At 74.9% G+C, this 15,565-nt stretch carries 15 protein-coding genes; 5 read left to right on the top strand and 10 right to left on the bottom strand.

Translation table 11 applies throughout. The features are described 5' to 3' along the window. Nucleotides 1-228: 228 nt before the first annotated feature. The 3 genes from GUY61_RS22225 to GUY61_RS22215 all read left to right on the top strand — a co-directional run bounded on the left by GUY61_RS22225 (nt 229) and on the right by GUY61_RS22215 (nt 2,994). Nucleotides 229-1,002 (top strand): VOC family protein, encoded by a 774-nt coding sequence (locus GUY61_RS22225; RefSeq protein ID WP_166631988.1) that lies wholly within the window; start codon nt 229-231, stop codon nt 1,000-1,002. A 133-nt stretch (nt 1,003-1,135) separates the two neighbouring features. Next, complete coding sequence (locus GUY61_RS22220) at nt 1,136-2,482, top strand: 6-phospho-beta-glucosidase (protein WP_166631987.1); 1,347 nt, start codon at nt 1,136-1,138, stop codon at nt 2,480-2,482. Nucleotides 2,483-2,658: 176 nt separating this feature from the next. After that, nucleotides 2,659-2,994, top strand: coding sequence for a hypothetical protein (locus tag GUY61_RS22215; RefSeq protein ID WP_166631986.1), 336 nt, complete (start codon nt 2,659-2,661; stop codon nt 2,992-2,994). 270 nt (nt 2,995-3,264) lie between these two features. Here the strand turns inward: GUY61_RS22215 and GUY61_RS22210 are convergent, their stop codons facing one another. Further along, nucleotides 3,265-4,110 (bottom strand): isocitrate lyase/phosphoenolpyruvate mutase family protein, encoded by an 846-nt coding sequence (locus GUY61_RS22210; RefSeq protein WP_166631985.1) that lies wholly within the window; start codon nt 4,108-4,110, stop codon nt 3,265-3,267. A 247-nt stretch (nt 4,111-4,357) separates the two neighbouring features. Then, nucleotides 4,358-5,236 carry a phosphotransferase enzyme family protein gene (locus GUY61_RS22205; protein ID WP_166631984.1) on the bottom strand — a complete coding sequence of 293 codons (879 nt, stop codon included), beginning with the start codon at nt 5,234-5,236 and terminating at the stop codon, nt 4,358-4,360. Nucleotides 5,237-5,504: 268 nt separating this feature from the next. On the opposite strand from GUY61_RS22205, the gene GUY61_RS22200 reads away from it, so the two are divergent. Beyond that, nucleotides 5,505-6,449 (top strand): nucleoside hydrolase, encoded by a 945-nt coding sequence (locus GUY61_RS22200; protein WP_166631983.1) that lies wholly within the window; start codon nt 5,505-5,507, stop codon nt 6,447-6,449. 76 nt (nt 6,450-6,525) lie between these two features. Here GUY61_RS22200 and GUY61_RS22195 read toward each other — a convergent pair whose 3' ends face one another. Genes GUY61_RS22195 through GUY61_RS22185 form a run of 3 tightly spaced genes read right to left on the bottom strand, consistent with a single transcriptional unit; the run spans nt 6,526 to nt 8,248 of the window. Continuing rightward, nucleotides 6,526-7,293 carry a metallophosphoesterase gene (locus tag GUY61_RS22195; RefSeq protein ID WP_166631982.1) on the bottom strand — a complete coding sequence of 256 codons (768 nt, stop codon included), beginning with the start codon at nt 7,291-7,293 and terminating at the stop codon, nt 6,526-6,528. Beyond that, the gene (locus GUY61_RS22190) at nt 7,290-7,544 is read right to left on the bottom strand and encodes a hypothetical protein (RefSeq protein ID WP_166631981.1); all 255 of its coding nucleotides are present in this window, start codon (nt 7,542-7,544) and stop codon (nt 7,290-7,292) included. Before GUY61_RS22190 ends, GUY61_RS22195 begins: the two co-directional genes overlap by 4 nt. Next, on the bottom strand, nt 7,541-8,248 hold the full coding sequence (locus GUY61_RS22185; protein ID WP_313896789.1) for a nucleotidyltransferase family protein: 708 nt from the start codon (nt 8,246-8,248) through the stop codon (nt 7,541-7,543). Before GUY61_RS22185 ends, GUY61_RS22190 begins: the two co-directional genes overlap by 4 nt. Nucleotides 8,249-8,513: 265 nt before the next feature. On the opposite strand from GUY61_RS22185, the gene GUY61_RS22180 reads away from it, so the two are divergent. Next, entirely contained in the window at nt 8,514-8,777 is a 264-nt protein-coding gene (locus GUY61_RS22180; RefSeq protein WP_166631980.1) for a hypothetical protein, read from the top strand. 299 nt (nt 8,778-9,076) lie between these two features. On the opposite strand, the gene GUY61_RS22175 is transcribed toward GUY61_RS22180, so the two are convergent. The 5 genes from GUY61_RS22175 to GUY61_RS22155 all read right to left on the bottom strand — a co-directional run. Then, nucleotides 9,077-9,469 (bottom strand): FHA domain-containing protein, encoded by a 393-nt coding sequence (locus GUY61_RS22175; protein WP_166631979.1) that lies wholly within the window; start codon nt 9,467-9,469, stop codon nt 9,077-9,079. A 244-nt stretch (nt 9,470-9,713) separates the two neighbouring features. Beyond that, nucleotides 9,714-10,682: a lytic polysaccharide monooxygenase gene (locus tag GUY61_RS22170; RefSeq protein ID WP_166631978.1), complete on the bottom strand. Its 969-nt coding sequence runs from the start codon at nt 10,680-10,682 to the stop codon at nt 9,714-9,716. A 174-nt stretch (nt 10,683-10,856) separates the two neighbouring features. Further along, nucleotides 10,857-12,599, bottom strand: coding sequence for a DUF4139 domain-containing protein (locus tag GUY61_RS22165; RefSeq protein ID WP_166631977.1), 1,743 nt, complete (start codon nt 12,597-12,599; stop codon nt 10,857-10,859). 6 nt (nt 12,600-12,605) lie between these two features. Beyond that, the gene (locus GUY61_RS22160) at nt 12,606-14,930 is read right to left on the bottom strand and encodes a DUF4139 domain-containing protein (protein WP_166631976.1); all 2,325 of its coding nucleotides are present in this window, start codon (nt 14,928-14,930) and stop codon (nt 12,606-12,608) included. A 101-nt stretch (nt 14,931-15,031) separates the two neighbouring features. Further along, on the bottom strand, nt 15,032-15,565 hold a 534-nt coding region (locus GUY61_RS22155; RefSeq protein ID WP_243766652.1), incomplete at its 5' end, for a ferric iron reductase.

Here is a 15,565-nt window from a genome sequence, read left to right as displayed (position 1 = left end):
GGTCTAGACATATATGGCACAGTCGTCCGGCGGCATCAAGAGGCCCGTGCAGCCCACCAAGACGGCCCGCACCCATCAAGAGACCCGTACACGTCAAACTCTCCCTCCTCCCGCGCCGGGCGTGTGTGTCGCGCGCGCGGCGCGTCCGCCATCTAGGCTGGTCGCGCCGTCGGGGCGCGCGTAGCGTCGGCTGGGGGGACCGGCGGGCTCGGTCTGGAAGGCATCGTGATGAGCAAGACGAAGGTCCAGGTGCCGTGTGTGGCGGCCGCTCCCTGCTGGGTGAGCCTCATGGCCCGCGACCTCACCACGGCCCAGGAGTTCTACGGACCGCTGCTCGGCTGGGACTTCGAAGGGGCGCCGGACCGTCTGGGCCCCTACGCGCGGGCCGTCGTCGACGGCTTCGAGGTCGCCGGTCTCGGCGCGAACACCACCGGCAGCGCTCTGCCCGTCGCCTGGACGACGTACTTCGGCACCGAGAACGTGGACACCGTCGCCGGCCGGGTCAGGGAACGCGGCGGCACGATGGCCGTCGGCCCGCTCAGCTTCGAGGGCGGACGGCTCGGACTGGCCGCCGACCCGGGCGGGGCGACCTTCGGCTTCTGGCAGGGCGAAACCGGCCGGGTCGCCTACTACGAGTGCCAGGGCGCCCCTGTCTGGACCGAGCTGCGCACCCACGACCCCTTCGCGGCGGCCCTCTTCTACGGTCTGGTGTTCGACTGGGACGGGCGCGACAAAGAGCTCATCGACGTGCGCTACGAGAACGAGCGCGTGGTGCTGCGCAGCGTGGGCCGCAGCATCGCGGCCATCACCAGGGGAGCGGAGGGACGGCGGCCCGCCTGGGAGGTGTTCTTCTCCGTCGCGGACACCGACGCCGCGGCCGAGGAGGCCGGGCGGCTCGGCGGCGAGATCCTCAAGGCCCCCTTCACCACGCCCTACGGCCGGGTCGCCGAACTGCGGGACGCCGAGGGTGGCCGCTTCTCCGTGATCGACCGCGCCGGCTGACGCCTCCCCGCGGCGGACCCGGCCCGCCGGCACGCCCCCGCCAGCCGCGCGACCGGACGGGGCGCCCAGGTGCGCGTGAACGCCCCAAGGATGATGGGGGCGTGTACCAGGACCCTACGAAGGCGGTCAGCGCATGAGGCTCACCATTCTGGGCGGCGGCGGATTCCGGGTGCCGCTCGTCCACGCCGCGCTGCTCGGCGACCACGCCGAGGGCCGTATCACCCATGTCACCCTCCACGATCTCGACGCCGGACGGCTGGACGCCGTCGCCCGCGTTCTCGCCGAACAGGCCGCCGGCGTGCCGGACGCGCCCGTGATCACCATCACCACCGACCTCGACGAGGCGCTGCGAGGCGCCGACTTCGTCTTCTCCGCGATCCGCGTCGGCGGCCTGGAGGGCAGGGCGGTCGACGAACGGGTCGCGCTCGCCGAAGGCGTCCTGGGCCAGGAAACCGTCGGCGCGGGCGGGATCGCCTACGGACTGCGCACCGTCCCCGTCGCCGCCGGCATCGCCGAACGCGTCGCCAGGATCGCCCCCGACGCCTGGGTCATCAATTTCACCAACCCCGCCGGGCTGGTCACGGAGGCCATGTCCCGGTACCTCGGCGACCGCGTCATCGGGATCTGCGACTCGCCCGTGGGCCTCGGCCGCCGCGTGGCCCGCGTCCTCGGCGCCGACCCCGACCGGGCCTGGATCGACTACGTCGGCCTCAACCACCTCGGCTGGCTGCGCGGACTGCGGATCGAGGGCCGGGACGAACTGCCGCGCCTGCTGGCGGATCCCGGACTGCTGGGCTCCTTCGAGGAAGGCCGGCTCTTCGGCCCCGAATGGCTGCGTGCCCTGGGCGCCGTCCCCAACGAGTATCTGCACTACTACTACTTCAACCGGGAGGCCGTACGCGCCTACCAGCAGGCGGAGCGGACCCGCGGCGCCTTCCTGCGCGATCAGCAGGCGCGTTTCTACGAGGAGACGGCGCGCCCCGGCACGCCGGCGCTGCGCACCTGGGAGGCCACCCGCGCCGAGCGCGAGGCGACGTACATGGCGGAGAACCGCGAGGCGGCCGGCGCCGGCGAACGCGAGGCGAGCGACCTGGAGTCCGGCGGCTACGAAAACGTCGCCCTCGCCCTGATGCGGGCCATCGCCCGGGACGAGCGGACCACGCTGATCCTCAACGTCCGCAACGGCAGCACCCTTTCCGTGCTCGACAGCGAGGCCGTCATCGAGGTGCCGTGCGTCGTCGACGCGAACGGAGCACATCCCGTCTCCGTCGCGCCCCTGCCCGGGCACGCCACCGGACTCGTCTGCGCAGTCAAGGCGGTCGAGCGCGAGGTGCTGGCCGCCGCCGAGAGCGGTTCGCGGGCTCTCGCCGTCAAGGCCTTCGCGCTGCACCCGCTCGTCGACTCGGTGAACGTCGCCCGCCGCCTCGTCGAGGGCTACACGGCGGCGCATCCCGGCCTCGCCTACCTCACCCGGAAGTGACGGAGGTGACGGAGGCGACGGCTGCCGGGCCCGGTTCGCGGCCGGCGGCCGTTGAGGCGAAACATCCGGCGGAGCGCTGAACGGGCGGGGCGCGGGCCACGTATGACTCTTCGTGCGCCCGTCCGGCGGCGGGCCACGTCCGCGAGGGCCCAGTACCGAGACCCTGAGGATCGCTCATGAACGACAGAAGCAACATTCCGCTCCAGGCCCTGCCGGACGGGGAGGCGGAGCTCCGGCTGGTGCTGCGGCTCTCCTGGGAGGACGTCGCCGCGCTGGGTGTGGAGGCGGGACGGCTGGCCACCCAGATGCAGCGTCCGGTGAGTCTCGACGAAGCCGCGAGCCACAAGCTGCGTACCCGGACCGCTGCCCACGCCAAGCCGGTCCAGGAACGCACGCAGGAACGCGTCCAGGCCGCGACCGTGCCCGCCGCGTCCGTCTCCTCCCTGACGGCGCGTTCCCCCGGGGAACAGGCCCGCCAGGCCATAGAGAAGATCAACGGCACGGCGGGTTAGGGCCGCTGCCGCCGCCGCGTTGCGGAGCCGTCCGCGTAGGCCCGGTGCGTCGGCCGCGGGCCCGTCGCGGCCGCCGCGCACCGAAGCGACCCGGCGTGAGCGGCGGTTCCACGACACGGCCCGGGGCGGCGGGCCCGGCAGAGAGTGCGGGGCCCGTCCGGGGCGGTCCGCGGGGAGGGCGTCGGCGTTGTCGGGCGCCGACACAGGAAGGTCCTTCCCGCGGGCCGCCCCCGGCGGGCCCGCGACTCGGGCCCGGCGCCGGCCGGCGGTTCAGGAACGCGGACGGTAGGGATCCCGCCCGGCGCGGACCTCGGCGACCAGGTCCGCGAAATGCCGCTGTACGGCCATGAAGAGACCGGGGCCGAAACTCACCCGGGCGACTCCGGCCGCCGCCAGTTCCCCGACGGAGAGCGGCGAGCCGGGCAGGAACACCATGTTCACGGGTGATCCGATGCCGTCCACCAGAGCCCGCACCAGCCCCCGGGACAGGCCGCTCACCACGATCGGATACACGCAGTCCGCCCCCGCCTCCGCATAGCGGCGGCCCCGGGCGACCGCTTCGGCGAGCCGCTCCTCGTGCGTTCCCGACCCGTGCAGGAAGACGTCGACGCGGGCGTTCAGCACCACGTCCGGCGCGGCCGCCCGGAACGCGGCGAGGAAGGCGGCCTGTTCGGCCACCGGGACGAGCGTGCCCGTGGCCGGATCGGAGTCCTCCAGATTGCAGCCCACGGCACCGGAGACCGCCAGCCGCTCCGCGAGTTCCCTGGGCGGCAGTCCGTAGCCACGCTCCAGATCCGCGGTGACCGGCACGTCGACGGACCCGGCGACACGGGTGACGGCCGCGAACATCTCTTCCGGCGGGGCCGCTTCGTGGTCGGCGTGACCCAGCGCGGGCGCCACCGCCGCACTGCCGGTGGCGACCGCGGGGAACCCGGCGTCGGCCACCGCGCGGGCCGAGGCCGCGTCCCACACATTGGGCAGGACCAGCGGCCGGCCGGGGACGTGCAGGGCACGCAGACCCGCGGCCCGGCGTGCGTAGGGAGTTGGGCCCGGTCCGGCCCCGGCCCCGGCCCCGGCGCCGGTGGTGGTGACGGGCGGGGTGGTGTGCTCGCTCATGGCGCCGACGCTAGGCGACGCACCGCCGCGCGCCGTGGGCCAATTCGACCCCGCCCGACCGGACCACCTCGCACGCCGCTGCCGAGCTGCGCCGACCGCACCGCACCGTGCCCAGCCGTTTCGGAGCGGCCGGCGGGCCGCCGCCCGCCGTGCGTCGTCCGAGGCCGGCGCCCACCGTACGGCCCGCCCCCCGTCGTTCCGGCGGGCATGCGACGGGCGGGCATGCGGTCCGTGCCACCGGTCGGGTTCAGACGCCGCTGACCCGCCGCATCCGCCGCAGATACTCCAGGCGCAACTGGTCGAGTACCCGGTGCGCCCGCTCCACGGACCTGAGGTCGCGGGTCTCGATGCCACGGCGCAGGGTGCCCGTCGCGGCCATCGCGGCATACGCCGAACAGGCCAGGCGCTCATCCTCGTCGAGCTCCCGTCCGTAGCCCTCGTAGAAGGCCGCCCGCAACTCCGGCCTGCCGCCGAGCACTCCGTACTCCAGGCACGGAAGGTCGCGTCGCACCGCCGGCTCGACGCACGTCCGGGCGAAGTCGACGATGTGCAGCCGCCGCTGTCCTTCGTCCCACACCCAGTTCCGCGGCCGGAAGTCGGCGTGCGCCACTCCGGGCGCCGGGTCCGGCGGGCCGTGCTCGGTGAGCGCCCGCACCATCGCCCGGTCGTGAGGCGCCAGATAGAGCGTCGCGTCGGCGAGCGTGCGCTCCACATCGGCCGTCCAGCGCACCGCCGCCGACGGCTGCCGGGACCGGCCGGCCGGCGTCGCATGGAGCCGCGCGAGCAGTTGCCCGGCCTGCCGGCAGACCTCCGCCTCACGGTTCCCGGGCAAGGGCCGGCCGGATAAGCTCCGGCCGGGGACGGGCGTGATGACGAGCGCCCGGACACCGGAGTGCGCCGCAACCATGGCGGGGGCACGCCCCGGCCCGAGTGCCGCGGTCCACTCCCGGTAGGCGGTGACCTCCCGGAGGTGCGCCTGAGCGCTCGTGTGCCTCTTGACGAACCACCGCCGCCCGTCGGCCCCCTGGACCTCCCACACTTGGGCGGTCTTCCGCCGTGAGCGGACGCGGGTCACCGTGAACTCTCCCGCCACCGACTCCACCAGCCCGCGGATCTGCCGCGCCATTCCCCTCACATGGGCCCCTTCCCACACGCACGTCACGGCCGGACACTCTGAGATGACGACCGCACACTCACAGTGGTTGTCTCCGGTTACGCAGGATGGCACTCGCCACTGACAATTCCAGCCGTCGTGCGCGAATCAGGCCCTCGCCCAGGCCCTCGCCCAGGCCCTCGCCCAGGCCCTCGCCCGCAGGCGCTTCCGGCGCCGCTCCGGCGGGCACACTGGGGACGACGCCGTCCGTTCGTCCACCGACCGACCGCCGAGGAGCGCCGTGCCCGTTCCGATCATCCTCGACTGCGATCCGGGGCACGACGACGCCCTCGCGATCATGCTCGCGGCCGGGGACCCCGCGATCGACCTGCTCGCGATCACGACGGTCGCGGGCAACCAGACCCTCGAGAAGACCACCCTGAACGCCCGCCGGGTCTGCACCGTGGCGGGTATCACCGGCGTTCCGATCGCCGCCGGCTGCGCCCGGCCGCTCGTCCAGCCCCTGAAGGTCGCCGAGGACGTCCACGGCGGCTCGGGGCTCGACGGCCCGCGCTTTCCCGAGCCCACCGTGGAGGCGGTCCCCGAACACGCGGTCGACCTCATGTACCGCATCCTGACCCGGCACCCGGAGCCCGTCACCCTCGTGCCGACCGCGCCGCTGACGAACATCGCGCTGCTCCTGACCCGGCACCCCGACTGTGCCGGGCGCATCCGCGAGATCGTCCTCATGGGCGGCTCGACGGAGCGGGGCAACCGGACCCCGGCCGCCGAGTTCAACATCCACGTGGACCCGGAGGCCGCCGACATCGTGTTCCGCAGCGGCGTCCCGGTCACCATGTGCGGCCTCAACGTCTCCCACCAGGCGCTGGCCACCCCGGACGTGCTGGCCCGCTTCGAAGGCCTCGGCACCGAACTCGGCCGTGTCTGCGTCCAGCTCATGACCTTCTTCGCCGCCACCTACCGGCGCCTGTGGGGTTTCGAGGCCCCGCCGCTGCACGACCCGGTCGCCGTGGCCCGGGTCGTCGACCCGGGGATCGTGCACTGCGTGGACGCCAACGTGGTTGTCGAACTCGGCGGCCGGTATACGCGCGGGGCGACCGTCGTGGACCCGCACGGGTACGTCGGCCGGCCGGTCAACGCCCGGGTGGCGGTCGCCCTGGAGCGGGAGCTGTTCTGGGACAGGCTGATCGCCGCCGTCGACAGGCTCGGCGGGCGCACCGGCTGACGGGTTCGGCGGGCGCGCCGGCCGACGAAGACCCGCCGCCGGGCCTACGCCGTCGACGCGTGACCCGCCGCCGGGCCTACGCCGTCGACGCGTGACCCGCCGCCGTACCGGCGCGGTCGCCGCCCACCGGCACGTGGTACACCGCGAAGGCGCGGCCGATGACGGGCTGAGCGACGTTGCGGACCCGTACGCCGCCACTCGTCATCCCGTGTTCCGTGCCCATGTGGGCGTGGCCGTGCACCGCCAGGTCCGCGCCCGCCTCGTCCACGGCCTCGGCCAGCAGATAGCTGCCGAGGAACGGGAAGATCTCCGGCGGCTCCCCGGCCAGCGTGTCCGGCACGGGCGAGAAGTGCGTCAGGGCGATCCGCACCGCGCACCCGGCCTCGGCGAGTTCGAGCAGGGAACGGCGGAGTCCGTCGGCGCACCGCCGCGAGTAGCGCACGAAGGACTTCATCTCGGGCTCGCCGAACTCACCGGCGTTGCGGCCCGCGAATCCGCCGCCGAAGCCCTTGGTGCCCGCGATGCCCACCGGGACGCCCCCGATGTCCAGGACGGTGCCCTCGCCCTCCAGGACCGTCACGCCGGCCTCCTGGAGCGCGGCTGTCACCTCCGCCTCCTGGTCGCTGTGGTAGTCGTGGTTGCCCAGCACGGCCACGACCCGGACGGGCAGTCCCGCCACCTCGCCGGCCACGACCGCGGCCTCCTCCGCGCTGCCGTGCCGGGTGAGGTCACCCGCCAGCAGCATTATGTCGGCGCAGTCGGCGAGGGAGTCGAACGCGGGGCGCAGCAGCCCCTTGTCGTCAGGACCGAGATGGATGTCTCCCACTGCGGCGACGCGGATCATGCGAGATCCTCGGGGTGGTCGGGGGCGGTGGCGTCGGCCACGACCAGATCGGCACGGACCGGCAGCCCCCGCAGGGCCTCCTCCGCGATCCGCAGGATCTCGTCACGGCAGGCCGAGGTGGAGACGGTGCCGTGCAGCAGCACCGTGGAGCCGCGCATCTCGATCCGTACCCCCAGCTCGGCGATCTCGTCGCCCGCCAGTCGTTCCCGCAGGTGGGCCAGGCGGTACTCGTTGGTGCCCGGCAGTGTCATGGCGTCGTCTCCCGCCTGTCGATGACGTTCAGCCGTTCCAGGAGATAGAGGAAGGCGTCGGGCATGGGCGAGGCCCGGTACTCGCGGCGCAGCAGGTCCCAGTCGATCCGCTCGCGCAGCGTCCGGGCGATGGGAAGGACGGAACTGAAGTCGCAGTGGTGCTCGGAGAACGCCGCGAGCAGGCCGGCCATCAGGTCCGTCGGCGCCAGCACCGGCATGTGCAGCGAGTCCACCGGCAGTGTCACGGCCCGGCCGAGCAGTTCCCGGGTCACCGGAATACGGGCCGGTTCGAAGATCAGATCGATCTGTTCGCCGTGGCAGCACGCCTTGATCAGCCAGTCCTCCGGCGGGGTGCGGACCGGGATGCCGGCCTCCTGGAGCGTCTGGGTGACGGCGTCCGCGTCCTCGCGCAGGATGCAGAAGTCGGCGTCGTGCTGGAGACTCGCGGGCACCCCGTGCGCGTACGCGGCCACGCTGCCGGCCAGCGCGAACGGGTGACCGGCCGCCTTGAGGAGGGCGCCCACCCGCTTGGTCGCCTCCAGGATGGACTGCGTCCGGTCAGGCGGCATCGGGCCCGTGGGCGCCGCGGGGTGGACGGCGGGCGGCGGGGGCGGCTCGGGCGCACTCTCCTCGTCCTCGGCCAGCCGGAGTCCCGGGGCCACGGCCGGCCCATGGGGCCCGACGGCTTCTTCCACGTTCCTCACAGGGCGCTCCGTCCTCGTCAAAAGGCCATGACGGCAGGTGGGTACCTGTGCGTGTACCCACCCTGCGCCCGACGATGGGTGGGGACAAGTGCGCAGCTCAAGGGCGGTGTCTGCGCGGGGAGTACGGGGGCCGGGGGAGTGGGCTCGGCGGCGCGGGCGTGCGCGCCGCCGCCTCGCGCGCCACTTTTTCGAAAGCGGGTTCCCTCGGCCACCCTCGCCGTCGCTCCAGCCGTGCCCGTTCGGGGGCCGCCGGTGTTGGACGCGTATGGAGACGACAGCTGCACATGTGCGATGGCGGCGCGTTCAGTCGGTGCCGCCCCCGCCGCGCGCGCACGCCGCGGACGCGGCCGACCACACACCCGTCTACAACGAGCTGATCCGCGAATGGACGGAGGCGGGCCGCGCCGTCCCGGACCGCGCGGACCCGGAATGGAACCGGCTCACGGCGTTCCGCCCGTTCCGTGACGTCCCGCTGAAGGAGCGCCCGGCGTCCGCCGCAGCCGGCACCACCGCGTCCGCGGCCCGCTGAGCATTCCGCCGGAAGCCCGGTGGGTCACCCGCGGGGCCGTCGTGGCCGGCCGCGCCATGCGGCGGGGCCGCACGCCGTCACGGCCCCGGCCCGCGCCCCTTCGCTCCGGCGCGCCGCCGAACCGCATGGAGCCGCCGAACCGTATGGCACGGAACTCCGCCGACGCTCCGGTCAGCGGGCCGACGCCCTGGTCAGCGACCCGGCCACCCGCCGGCGGTCTGCCGCCGCCCGTCCGGAGCCGGGCCGCGGAATCCGGTCCCACCCGGCCTCTTCCCCTGCGCCGGACACGGGGCCCGGCGTCATACCTCGTGGTAGAAGCCCACGTTCACCGAGCGCGGCGCCGTCCTGTCCTGGATGATCACCTCGCCGGAACCGCCCCGGCCCAGCCTCCACGTCTCCCCGTACGGCAGGGCCCGCACCGCGCCGTCGGACACGATCCGCACCTCGGACGACGGGTCGGGCTGTGAGCCGCGGCACCAGGTGACCGTCCAGCCGAGATCGGCCTCACAGCGGAACTCCAGATGCACCCGCGAGACGAACAGCCAGTCGTCCGGAGTGACCAGCCGGCACGCCGCTCCGTCCCGTCCCACGCGCAGAAGCGCGCCGGGCTCGCTCGGCGCTTCGGCCATGACCATGCCCGCTGTCGCACCCGTGTCCGCAGCCGACACCGATGCCATCGTGAGCTCGAGCACGTACGCTCCTTCAAATCGCTGACCACTGATCACTGGGCGCGGTTGGCGCGCCGCCGCATCATAGGCCGTACCGGCGCTCCCGCGCGGGCCGGTACGCCGGCCCGGAGGCCGTCCCGGCCGCTCCAACCGCCGGTGCCGCGCGTTCCGTTTCGTGCTCCGGCCTCCGTCGGCACGAACGGTGCGCGGGCGGCCCTGGCCGGTCCCGCGGCTCGGCGCTCGGCGCGCAGGGATCAGAGTTCGGCGCTCAGCGGGCGGCGTGCCGGTTCGGCCGCGCGCGCCGGCGCATGAGCACGGCGACGCCTCCGGCCACGGCGAGGGCGCCCGCGCCGCCCGCGGCCAGGGGCAGCGCCATGCTCTGCCGGGGTTCGCCGCTGCCCGCGGCCACCGGCCGGTCGGCCGTGGCGGCGGCCCGGGGTGCGCCGGCCGCCGGGCGCGAGGATCCGGCCTCGGCGGGCGTGGTCGCCTCCGTCGCTCCTGGTGCCGGCCTCCCGGTGGGCGGCTTGCTCGTCCCGGCGGCCGTGGGAGTGGGCGCGGCTCCGCCGCCGGAACCGCCGGAACCGGTGTCCTCGGCTGCGGCGGGGAAGACTACGTCGGAACAGGAGTAGTACGTATCCGGGGTGCTGGTGTTCCGCCAGATCGTGTACAGCAGATGCCGGCCGTTCCGGTCGGCCGGCAGTGTGACCCTGATGCGGTAGGCGCCGTCGGTCAGCGCCGGGTCGGTGACCTTCGCGAAGGGCTCCGCGTCCAGGTCGGACCACTTCAGCGGGCGCGTCGGGTCGTAGCCCTGCTTCGTCATGTACAGCTCGAAGGTCCCCGTGTGGGGAATGGTCGTGCGGTAGCCGAGCGTACGTGTCGCCCCGGGGGTCAGCCGGGTGGACGGCCAGTCGGCACGCGGCAGATCCAGCCCTCCGTATGTGTCGATCCCCGCGCTGCACAGCCTTCCGTCCGGGACGAACTGCCGGTCACGGCCCCGGACATCGGCGATGCGCATATTGTCCCAGTCGGCGTACAGCCGGCCGCCGTGCCGGGCGACGGCGGCACGGCACGCCGCCGACCGGGCGGCCTGCCCGCCGTCCGGGGAACAGGCGGCGGCCCGGCTGAGCGGGTCCGTCGGCGCCCCGTGGGCCGCCGCGGGCCCGGCGGTCAGGGCGGTGAGCAGCAACGGCACCGCCCCTGCGAGAGCGGCTGTGACGGCGTTGCGGTGCACGGTCATCCGGTGCGGTCCTCCCTGGCACGTCGCGGGCGGGCCGACCCGTCCGCGCCGTGTAGTACGCGCGGCCGGTGCACGGCGTTCAACCGAGCGTTCCGGCCGGGCGGGAGCCGCTCGCGAGCGGCGGCCGCGAGCGGACCGGACGGTGGCCGTGAGCGGACCGGACGGTGGCCGCCGTCAGAGCCCGACGACCGCGCTCGACGCCGTCAACTCGTACTCGAGCCTGATCTCGCGCCGCTCCCCGGGGGCCAGCCGCAGGCCGTACCGCAGAACGCCCTCCGAGTCCACGTCCGCGTCCGGAGCGGGCCGGCACCTCTCCTTCTTCAGCCGCACCTCGACGGCCGAGACCTCGGAGACCGGGATCCGCTCCTGGACGACGACCGTGGCCGGCTCGCCGCCACCCGGCTCACCGCCCCCCGGCGCGTCGAGCCTCGACACGAACAGCCGTACCGTGCGGGTGATCACCGTACGGTGATTGATGCCGGTCAGGCCCGCCGTGCCCCGGGTCTCCTCCACATGCCGCACGACGCGGTAGGTGTCCTCGCTGCCGAAGGAGAGCCGCACCTCCTCACCGAGTCCGGCGTACTCCAGTTCGCCGCGGCCCACGAAACCGCTGCCGCGGACGAGGTCCACGGGCCCGGCCAGCAGGACGTGCCCAGCCTCGTTGGCGAACCTGGCCACATGGGCGACCAGTGGTGACAACTCGGGAGAGCAGGCGAGCCCGGCGCGGCAGCCGGCGGTGAACGCGGACAGGGCGACGCGGTGCGGCCGTCCGTCGGAGACCACGCGGACGGGTGCCGGGGCCGCCATGACCCGCACCTCGCCGCCGTCCTGAAGCCCCGGCAGCTCCGCGGACACGGCGCCGCCGGCCGCCCCCGGGGACTCGGCGCCGACGGTGCGGATCTCCTCCTCGCGCAGGTCCACCTCCACCGTGCGCCGTTCCTCCGCCGAACGGTCGCGCAGCACCAGCGCGTCCTCGGTCAGGGACGGCGGGCTCGCCGCGATCGTCGGCCGGGCCGTGGACAGGGACAGTCGCACCCCGTCCCAGTCCTCGCCGGTCCGCTGCCACACGAAGGCGTCTGTCTCCAGCCGTACGGACCGGCCGTCAGGGGCCAGCGTCGCCCGGTACGCGGGCCGCCACAGGGCGCAGGGCACCAGATGGATCACCCGCAGTTCCGCCGGACCCGGCCGGTCGGCCTCCACGACCACCTCGAGGACCGCGGTCAGCCGCTCCGGCTCGGTCTCGGTCTGCTCCAGTGCCCGGTGGACCTCCGCCAACTCCTCCTCGGCGTCCCGTATCCGGCGGCGCAGCGCGTGCAACTCCGCGGCGGGGGAGTCGGCTTCGCCGTCCACCCGCTCCAGCCGGTCCACCCAGCGCTCCGGGTCGGCGTCACCGGCGCCCGCGCCCTCCGTGATGTCCCGGTACAGCTCGGCCTTCGTCTGCGCGACGACCGCGAGGCGGCTCTCCAGCCGCTGCCGCAGCAGTTCCGCCTCGCGGAGCTCCACCTCCAGCGTGTGCGCCTCGCGCCGCAGTACGGACGCGTCCCTGCCGGGCTCTCCCGGGGGCGGGGGTGTGTACGCGCGGACGACACGCGCGTCGACCACCCGGACGCCGGGCCGCCCGGCATCGGGGCCGTTGCCGTCACCGGTGGCGCCGTCGTCCTCGAAGGCGATCTCGGCACGCAGGGACCGGTCGACGGCGAGCGGGGTCACGGGGCCGATGCGGAGCCGCTGCGGGCCGGCGGCCAGGTCGACCCGGCCCGCCCGCTCGACCTGCGCGCGGTCCTCCATGCACACGACCGCGGTGATCGGCAGCGCGAGCGGGTCCCCGGGGGCGGCCGCCGCGGACGCCGGGGCGGGGCCGGACCCCGTCGGCGCGGGCACGGGCGCCGAAGCCGAAACCGAAGCTGTCTCTGTCATGGTGGTTCAGTCCCTCCGGTTCCCGCCGACCAGTGCCTTGCCCGCCGGGAGGCGTATCTCGTACCCGCCCTTGAGTACGACGGTCCTGCCGGGGTCCAGTTCGACCCGCCAGACGCGCGTCCCGCGCACGAGGCGGTCGCCGTCCCCGCCGCCGTCCAGCGGCTCGTCGTGCGCGGTCCACGGCGGACTCGCCGGGTGCTCCTCGATCCGTACGTCCTTCTCGTCGCTCACCGGTATGCGTTCGCGCACCTCGACCACCACCCGGTGGGCGAGCCGGTTGGCGAGTTCCACCTCGACGACATGGTCGAGGACCGTCGTGCCGCCGCGCAGGCCGGCCGTGGACTCCCGCATGTGCGTGCGCCGCGCCACCTGGACGCTCTCGGCGACCCCCACCCCGACCCGCCGGCGTTCCCCGGGCGCGAGCGTGGGCAGCGGCGCGGTGAGGACGAAGTCGCCGTTCACCGTGACATCGGCGGGACCGGCCAGCAGCGCGTGCGCCGAGGCGTTGGTGAGCAGCACCGTCCCGTACACGGACTGGTCGACGGAGGGAACGCACACGTACTCCCGCGCCATCTCCACGGGAATCTCGCACACGGGGACCGTGTGCCAGACGCCGTCCGAGTCCACGTCGACGGGCGCGGCGGTGTCGAAGCGGTAGTCGAACGAGCCTGCGGACCGGCGTACGGGGACCACGTGCGCGGGGCGCCCCAGCCGGGCCACGGACTCGGCCCTGCGGCGGTACTCCGCGACGACCGCGTCCGCCTCCGCCGGTGCGGGCCGCAGCGTGCCGCGGCCGGCGGTCTCCTCGGGGCCCGCCAGCGTCAGCCGGGCGTAGTCGAGGAGATCCCCGCTCGGGCCGGGCGGCGGCGGAGGCGGAGCCGGGCGTGCGGGCGGCGCGGCGGAGGCACTCGGGGCGGGCACGGCGCCCGCGGACCGGGGACCTGCGCCCGCGGACCTGGGCCTGGCACCGGGCGCGGCACCCGGCGCGGCGCCGGGCGCCTGGGGGACCACCGCGGCGGGTGCGGCCGGCGGCGGCAGGGCGGCGAAGGGGGACGCGCCGTACCCGCCGAGGGCGGCCGACGACTCCTCCTCCGGCCACGCGGCGCCGGCGGACGCCACGGGAGGGGCGGCCACCGGCACCGGGGCCCCGCCCGGCATGGGGACCCCCGAGGGCCGCGCCCGGCGCATGGCGCGGGACGCCGACGAGGGCGCGACCGCGCTGTCGTAACCGGCGAACAACTCCTCCAGCCCGGCAGGGGGTTCGCGCCAGCCACGCACGGCGGGCTCCTCCTGCCGCCGCCCGATGCGCAGCGACCGCAGTTCCGGCAGGTCCGTGCGGCGCAGCAGGTCGGCGGTGGACAGCCCGAGCCGTACGCCGGTCCAGTCCTCGCCGGTGCGCTGGGCGACGCACGCCCTGAGCACGAGAGCCCCGCCGCCGGACGCGGCGCCCGCGCCGTCCAGCCGCAGCTGGTAGACGGGCGACCAGGTGGCACCGGGCACGTGGTACTCGACCTCCAACTCGATCTCGCCCCCGGCCGTTTCGGCGGCGAACCCGTCACCGGCGCCGCCGTCCGGGCCGCCGTCCGGGCCGCCGTCCGAGCCGCTGTCCGGGCTGCCGCCCGGGGCCCCGTCGCGGACCCGGTCCAGGGTCAGGACCGCGGTGGCGGACTCCTGGGTCCGCCGGGTCTGCCCGGAGCTGGACGCCTCCCTGAGCCGTGCCGCCAGCACCTCGACCTCGTGCTCGGCCCGGCGCACCTCTTCCTCCGCGGTGCGCAGCCGCTCGTGGAGCAGGGCCAGCCGCCCGTCGAGGAAGCTCGCCAGCGCCAGCATCGACTCGACGGGGGCCCAGCGCGGGGGATCGCCGCGCCGGGGCTGCGGCGGGACCGCGCGCAGCCCGGCCACCTTCCCGATCTCCTCCTCCAGCCGCTGCTGCCGCTCCCGCAGTCCGGAGAGCCGGTCCTCCGCGTCCTCCAGATCGAGGCGCAGCCGCGGCAGTTCTTCCGTCTGGCGGTATTCGGCCACCCGCCCGACCCGTACATCGGTCACCCGAAGCCCCGCGGGCCCGGACCGAACCCGGCCGCGCAGCGAGTGTTCGTACAGCGTGATGGGCAGGCCTTCCACGGCCACGCGCAGGGTTCCGTCCGCTGTGCCGGCCGTGCCCGCCGTGCCCGCCGTTCCGGCCGTGTTTTCCCGAGCCGGCCGCGACGGCAGTGCGCAGCGCACGCGGCGCAGGCAGACCGCCCCCGCGGAGTGCACGACCACCGACTCCAGCACGGACTCCACGCCGAGCACCGGCTCCCCGGTGCCGCCCCCGACTTCCTCGGCCGTCATGCCGCCCCCTCGTACACCCCGCTCGATCGGTATCCGCACCTTAGCCGGTCCCCCGTCCGGCGCACGCCGGAAAGTCCTGTCCCCCGGCAGCCGCGCGGACCTCAGCCGGTGCCGAGCGGGTTGGGGAGCAGCGTCCACTCGTCGGCGCCGCCCGGGCCCAGCCGCATCAGGGTGAGCGCCTTCGCGGGAAGTGCCTCACTCCGCAGGGCTTCCAGGTCCTGGGTGGGCGGGACGTCGCGCAGGGCCGCGTCGAGGATCGTACGCAGCGTCGCGGCGTCACCCGCCGCCGGTCCCAGCGCGCCGGTGACCAGGGAACCGAAGAGCTTCCGGCGCAGCGCCACCGGATCGTCGGTGAGCAGACGGCCCGTCAGCGGGGGTGCGGGCACGCGGTGTCGGGCGAGTCTTGCCGGGCTGATCCGGATGTCGGCGAGGTCGCGGTAGACGAGCCGTACGGGACGGCCCGCCGCGTCCACGACGACCAGCAGGTTCTGGCCGTGCGCCTCCAGCGCCACGCCGAGATCGAGGAGCCGGAGGCAGACGGTGAGGGCGAGCCGGGCGAAGTCGGCCAGCCAGGCCAGGCGCGGGGAGCGGGAGGAAGCGGAGGACGAGGCGGAGGGCAAGGGGGAGCCGGGGAG

This window comes from Streptomyces sp. GC420 (assembly GCF_009916105.1).
GTDB lineage: Bacteria > Actinomycetota > Actinomycetes > Streptomycetales > Streptomycetaceae > Streptomyces.
This window is presented reverse-complemented; position numbering and strand designations above follow the sequence as displayed.

Coding starts and splice junctions, on each gene's coding strand:
- GUY61_RS22215 (WP_166631986.1), top strand. CDS start 2,659: ATGAACGACAGAAGCAACATTCCGCTCCAGGCCCTGCCGGACGGGGAG.
- GUY61_RS22205 (WP_166631984.1), bottom strand. CDS start 5,236: ATGGCGCGGCAGATCCGCGGGCTGGTGGAGTCGGTGGCGGGAGAGTTC.
- GUY61_RS22225 (WP_166631988.1), top strand. CDS start 229: ATGAGCAAGACGAAGGTCCAGGTGCCGTGTGTGGCGGCCGCTCCCTGC.
- GUY61_RS22160 (WP_166631976.1), bottom strand. CDS start 14,930: ATGACGGCCGAGGAAGTCGGGGGCGGCACCGGGGAGCCGGTGCTCGGC.
- GUY61_RS22170 (WP_166631978.1), bottom strand. CDS start 10,682: ATGACCGTGCACCGCAACGCCGTCACAGCCGCTCTCGCAGGGGCGGTG.
- GUY61_RS22190 (WP_166631981.1), bottom strand. CDS start 7,544: ATGACACTGCCGGGCACCAACGAGTACCGCCTGGCCCACCTGCGGGAA.
- GUY61_RS22210 (WP_166631985.1), bottom strand. CDS start 4,110: ATGAGCGAGCACACCACCCCGCCCGTCACCACCACCGGCGCCGGGGCC.
- GUY61_RS22220 (WP_166631987.1), top strand. CDS start 1,136: ATGAGGCTCACCATTCTGGGCGGCGGCGGATTCCGGGTGCCGCTCGTC.
- GUY61_RS22180 (WP_166631980.1), top strand. CDS start 8,514: ATGGAGACGACAGCTGCACATGTGCGATGGCGGCGCGTTCAGTCGGTG.
- GUY61_RS22165 (WP_166631977.1), bottom strand. CDS start 12,599: ATGACAGAGACAGCTTCGGTTTCGGCTTCGGCGCCCGTGCCCGCGCCG.
- GUY61_RS22195 (WP_166631982.1), bottom strand. CDS start 7,293: ATGATCCGCGTCGCCGCAGTGGGAGACATCCATCTCGGTCCTGACGAC.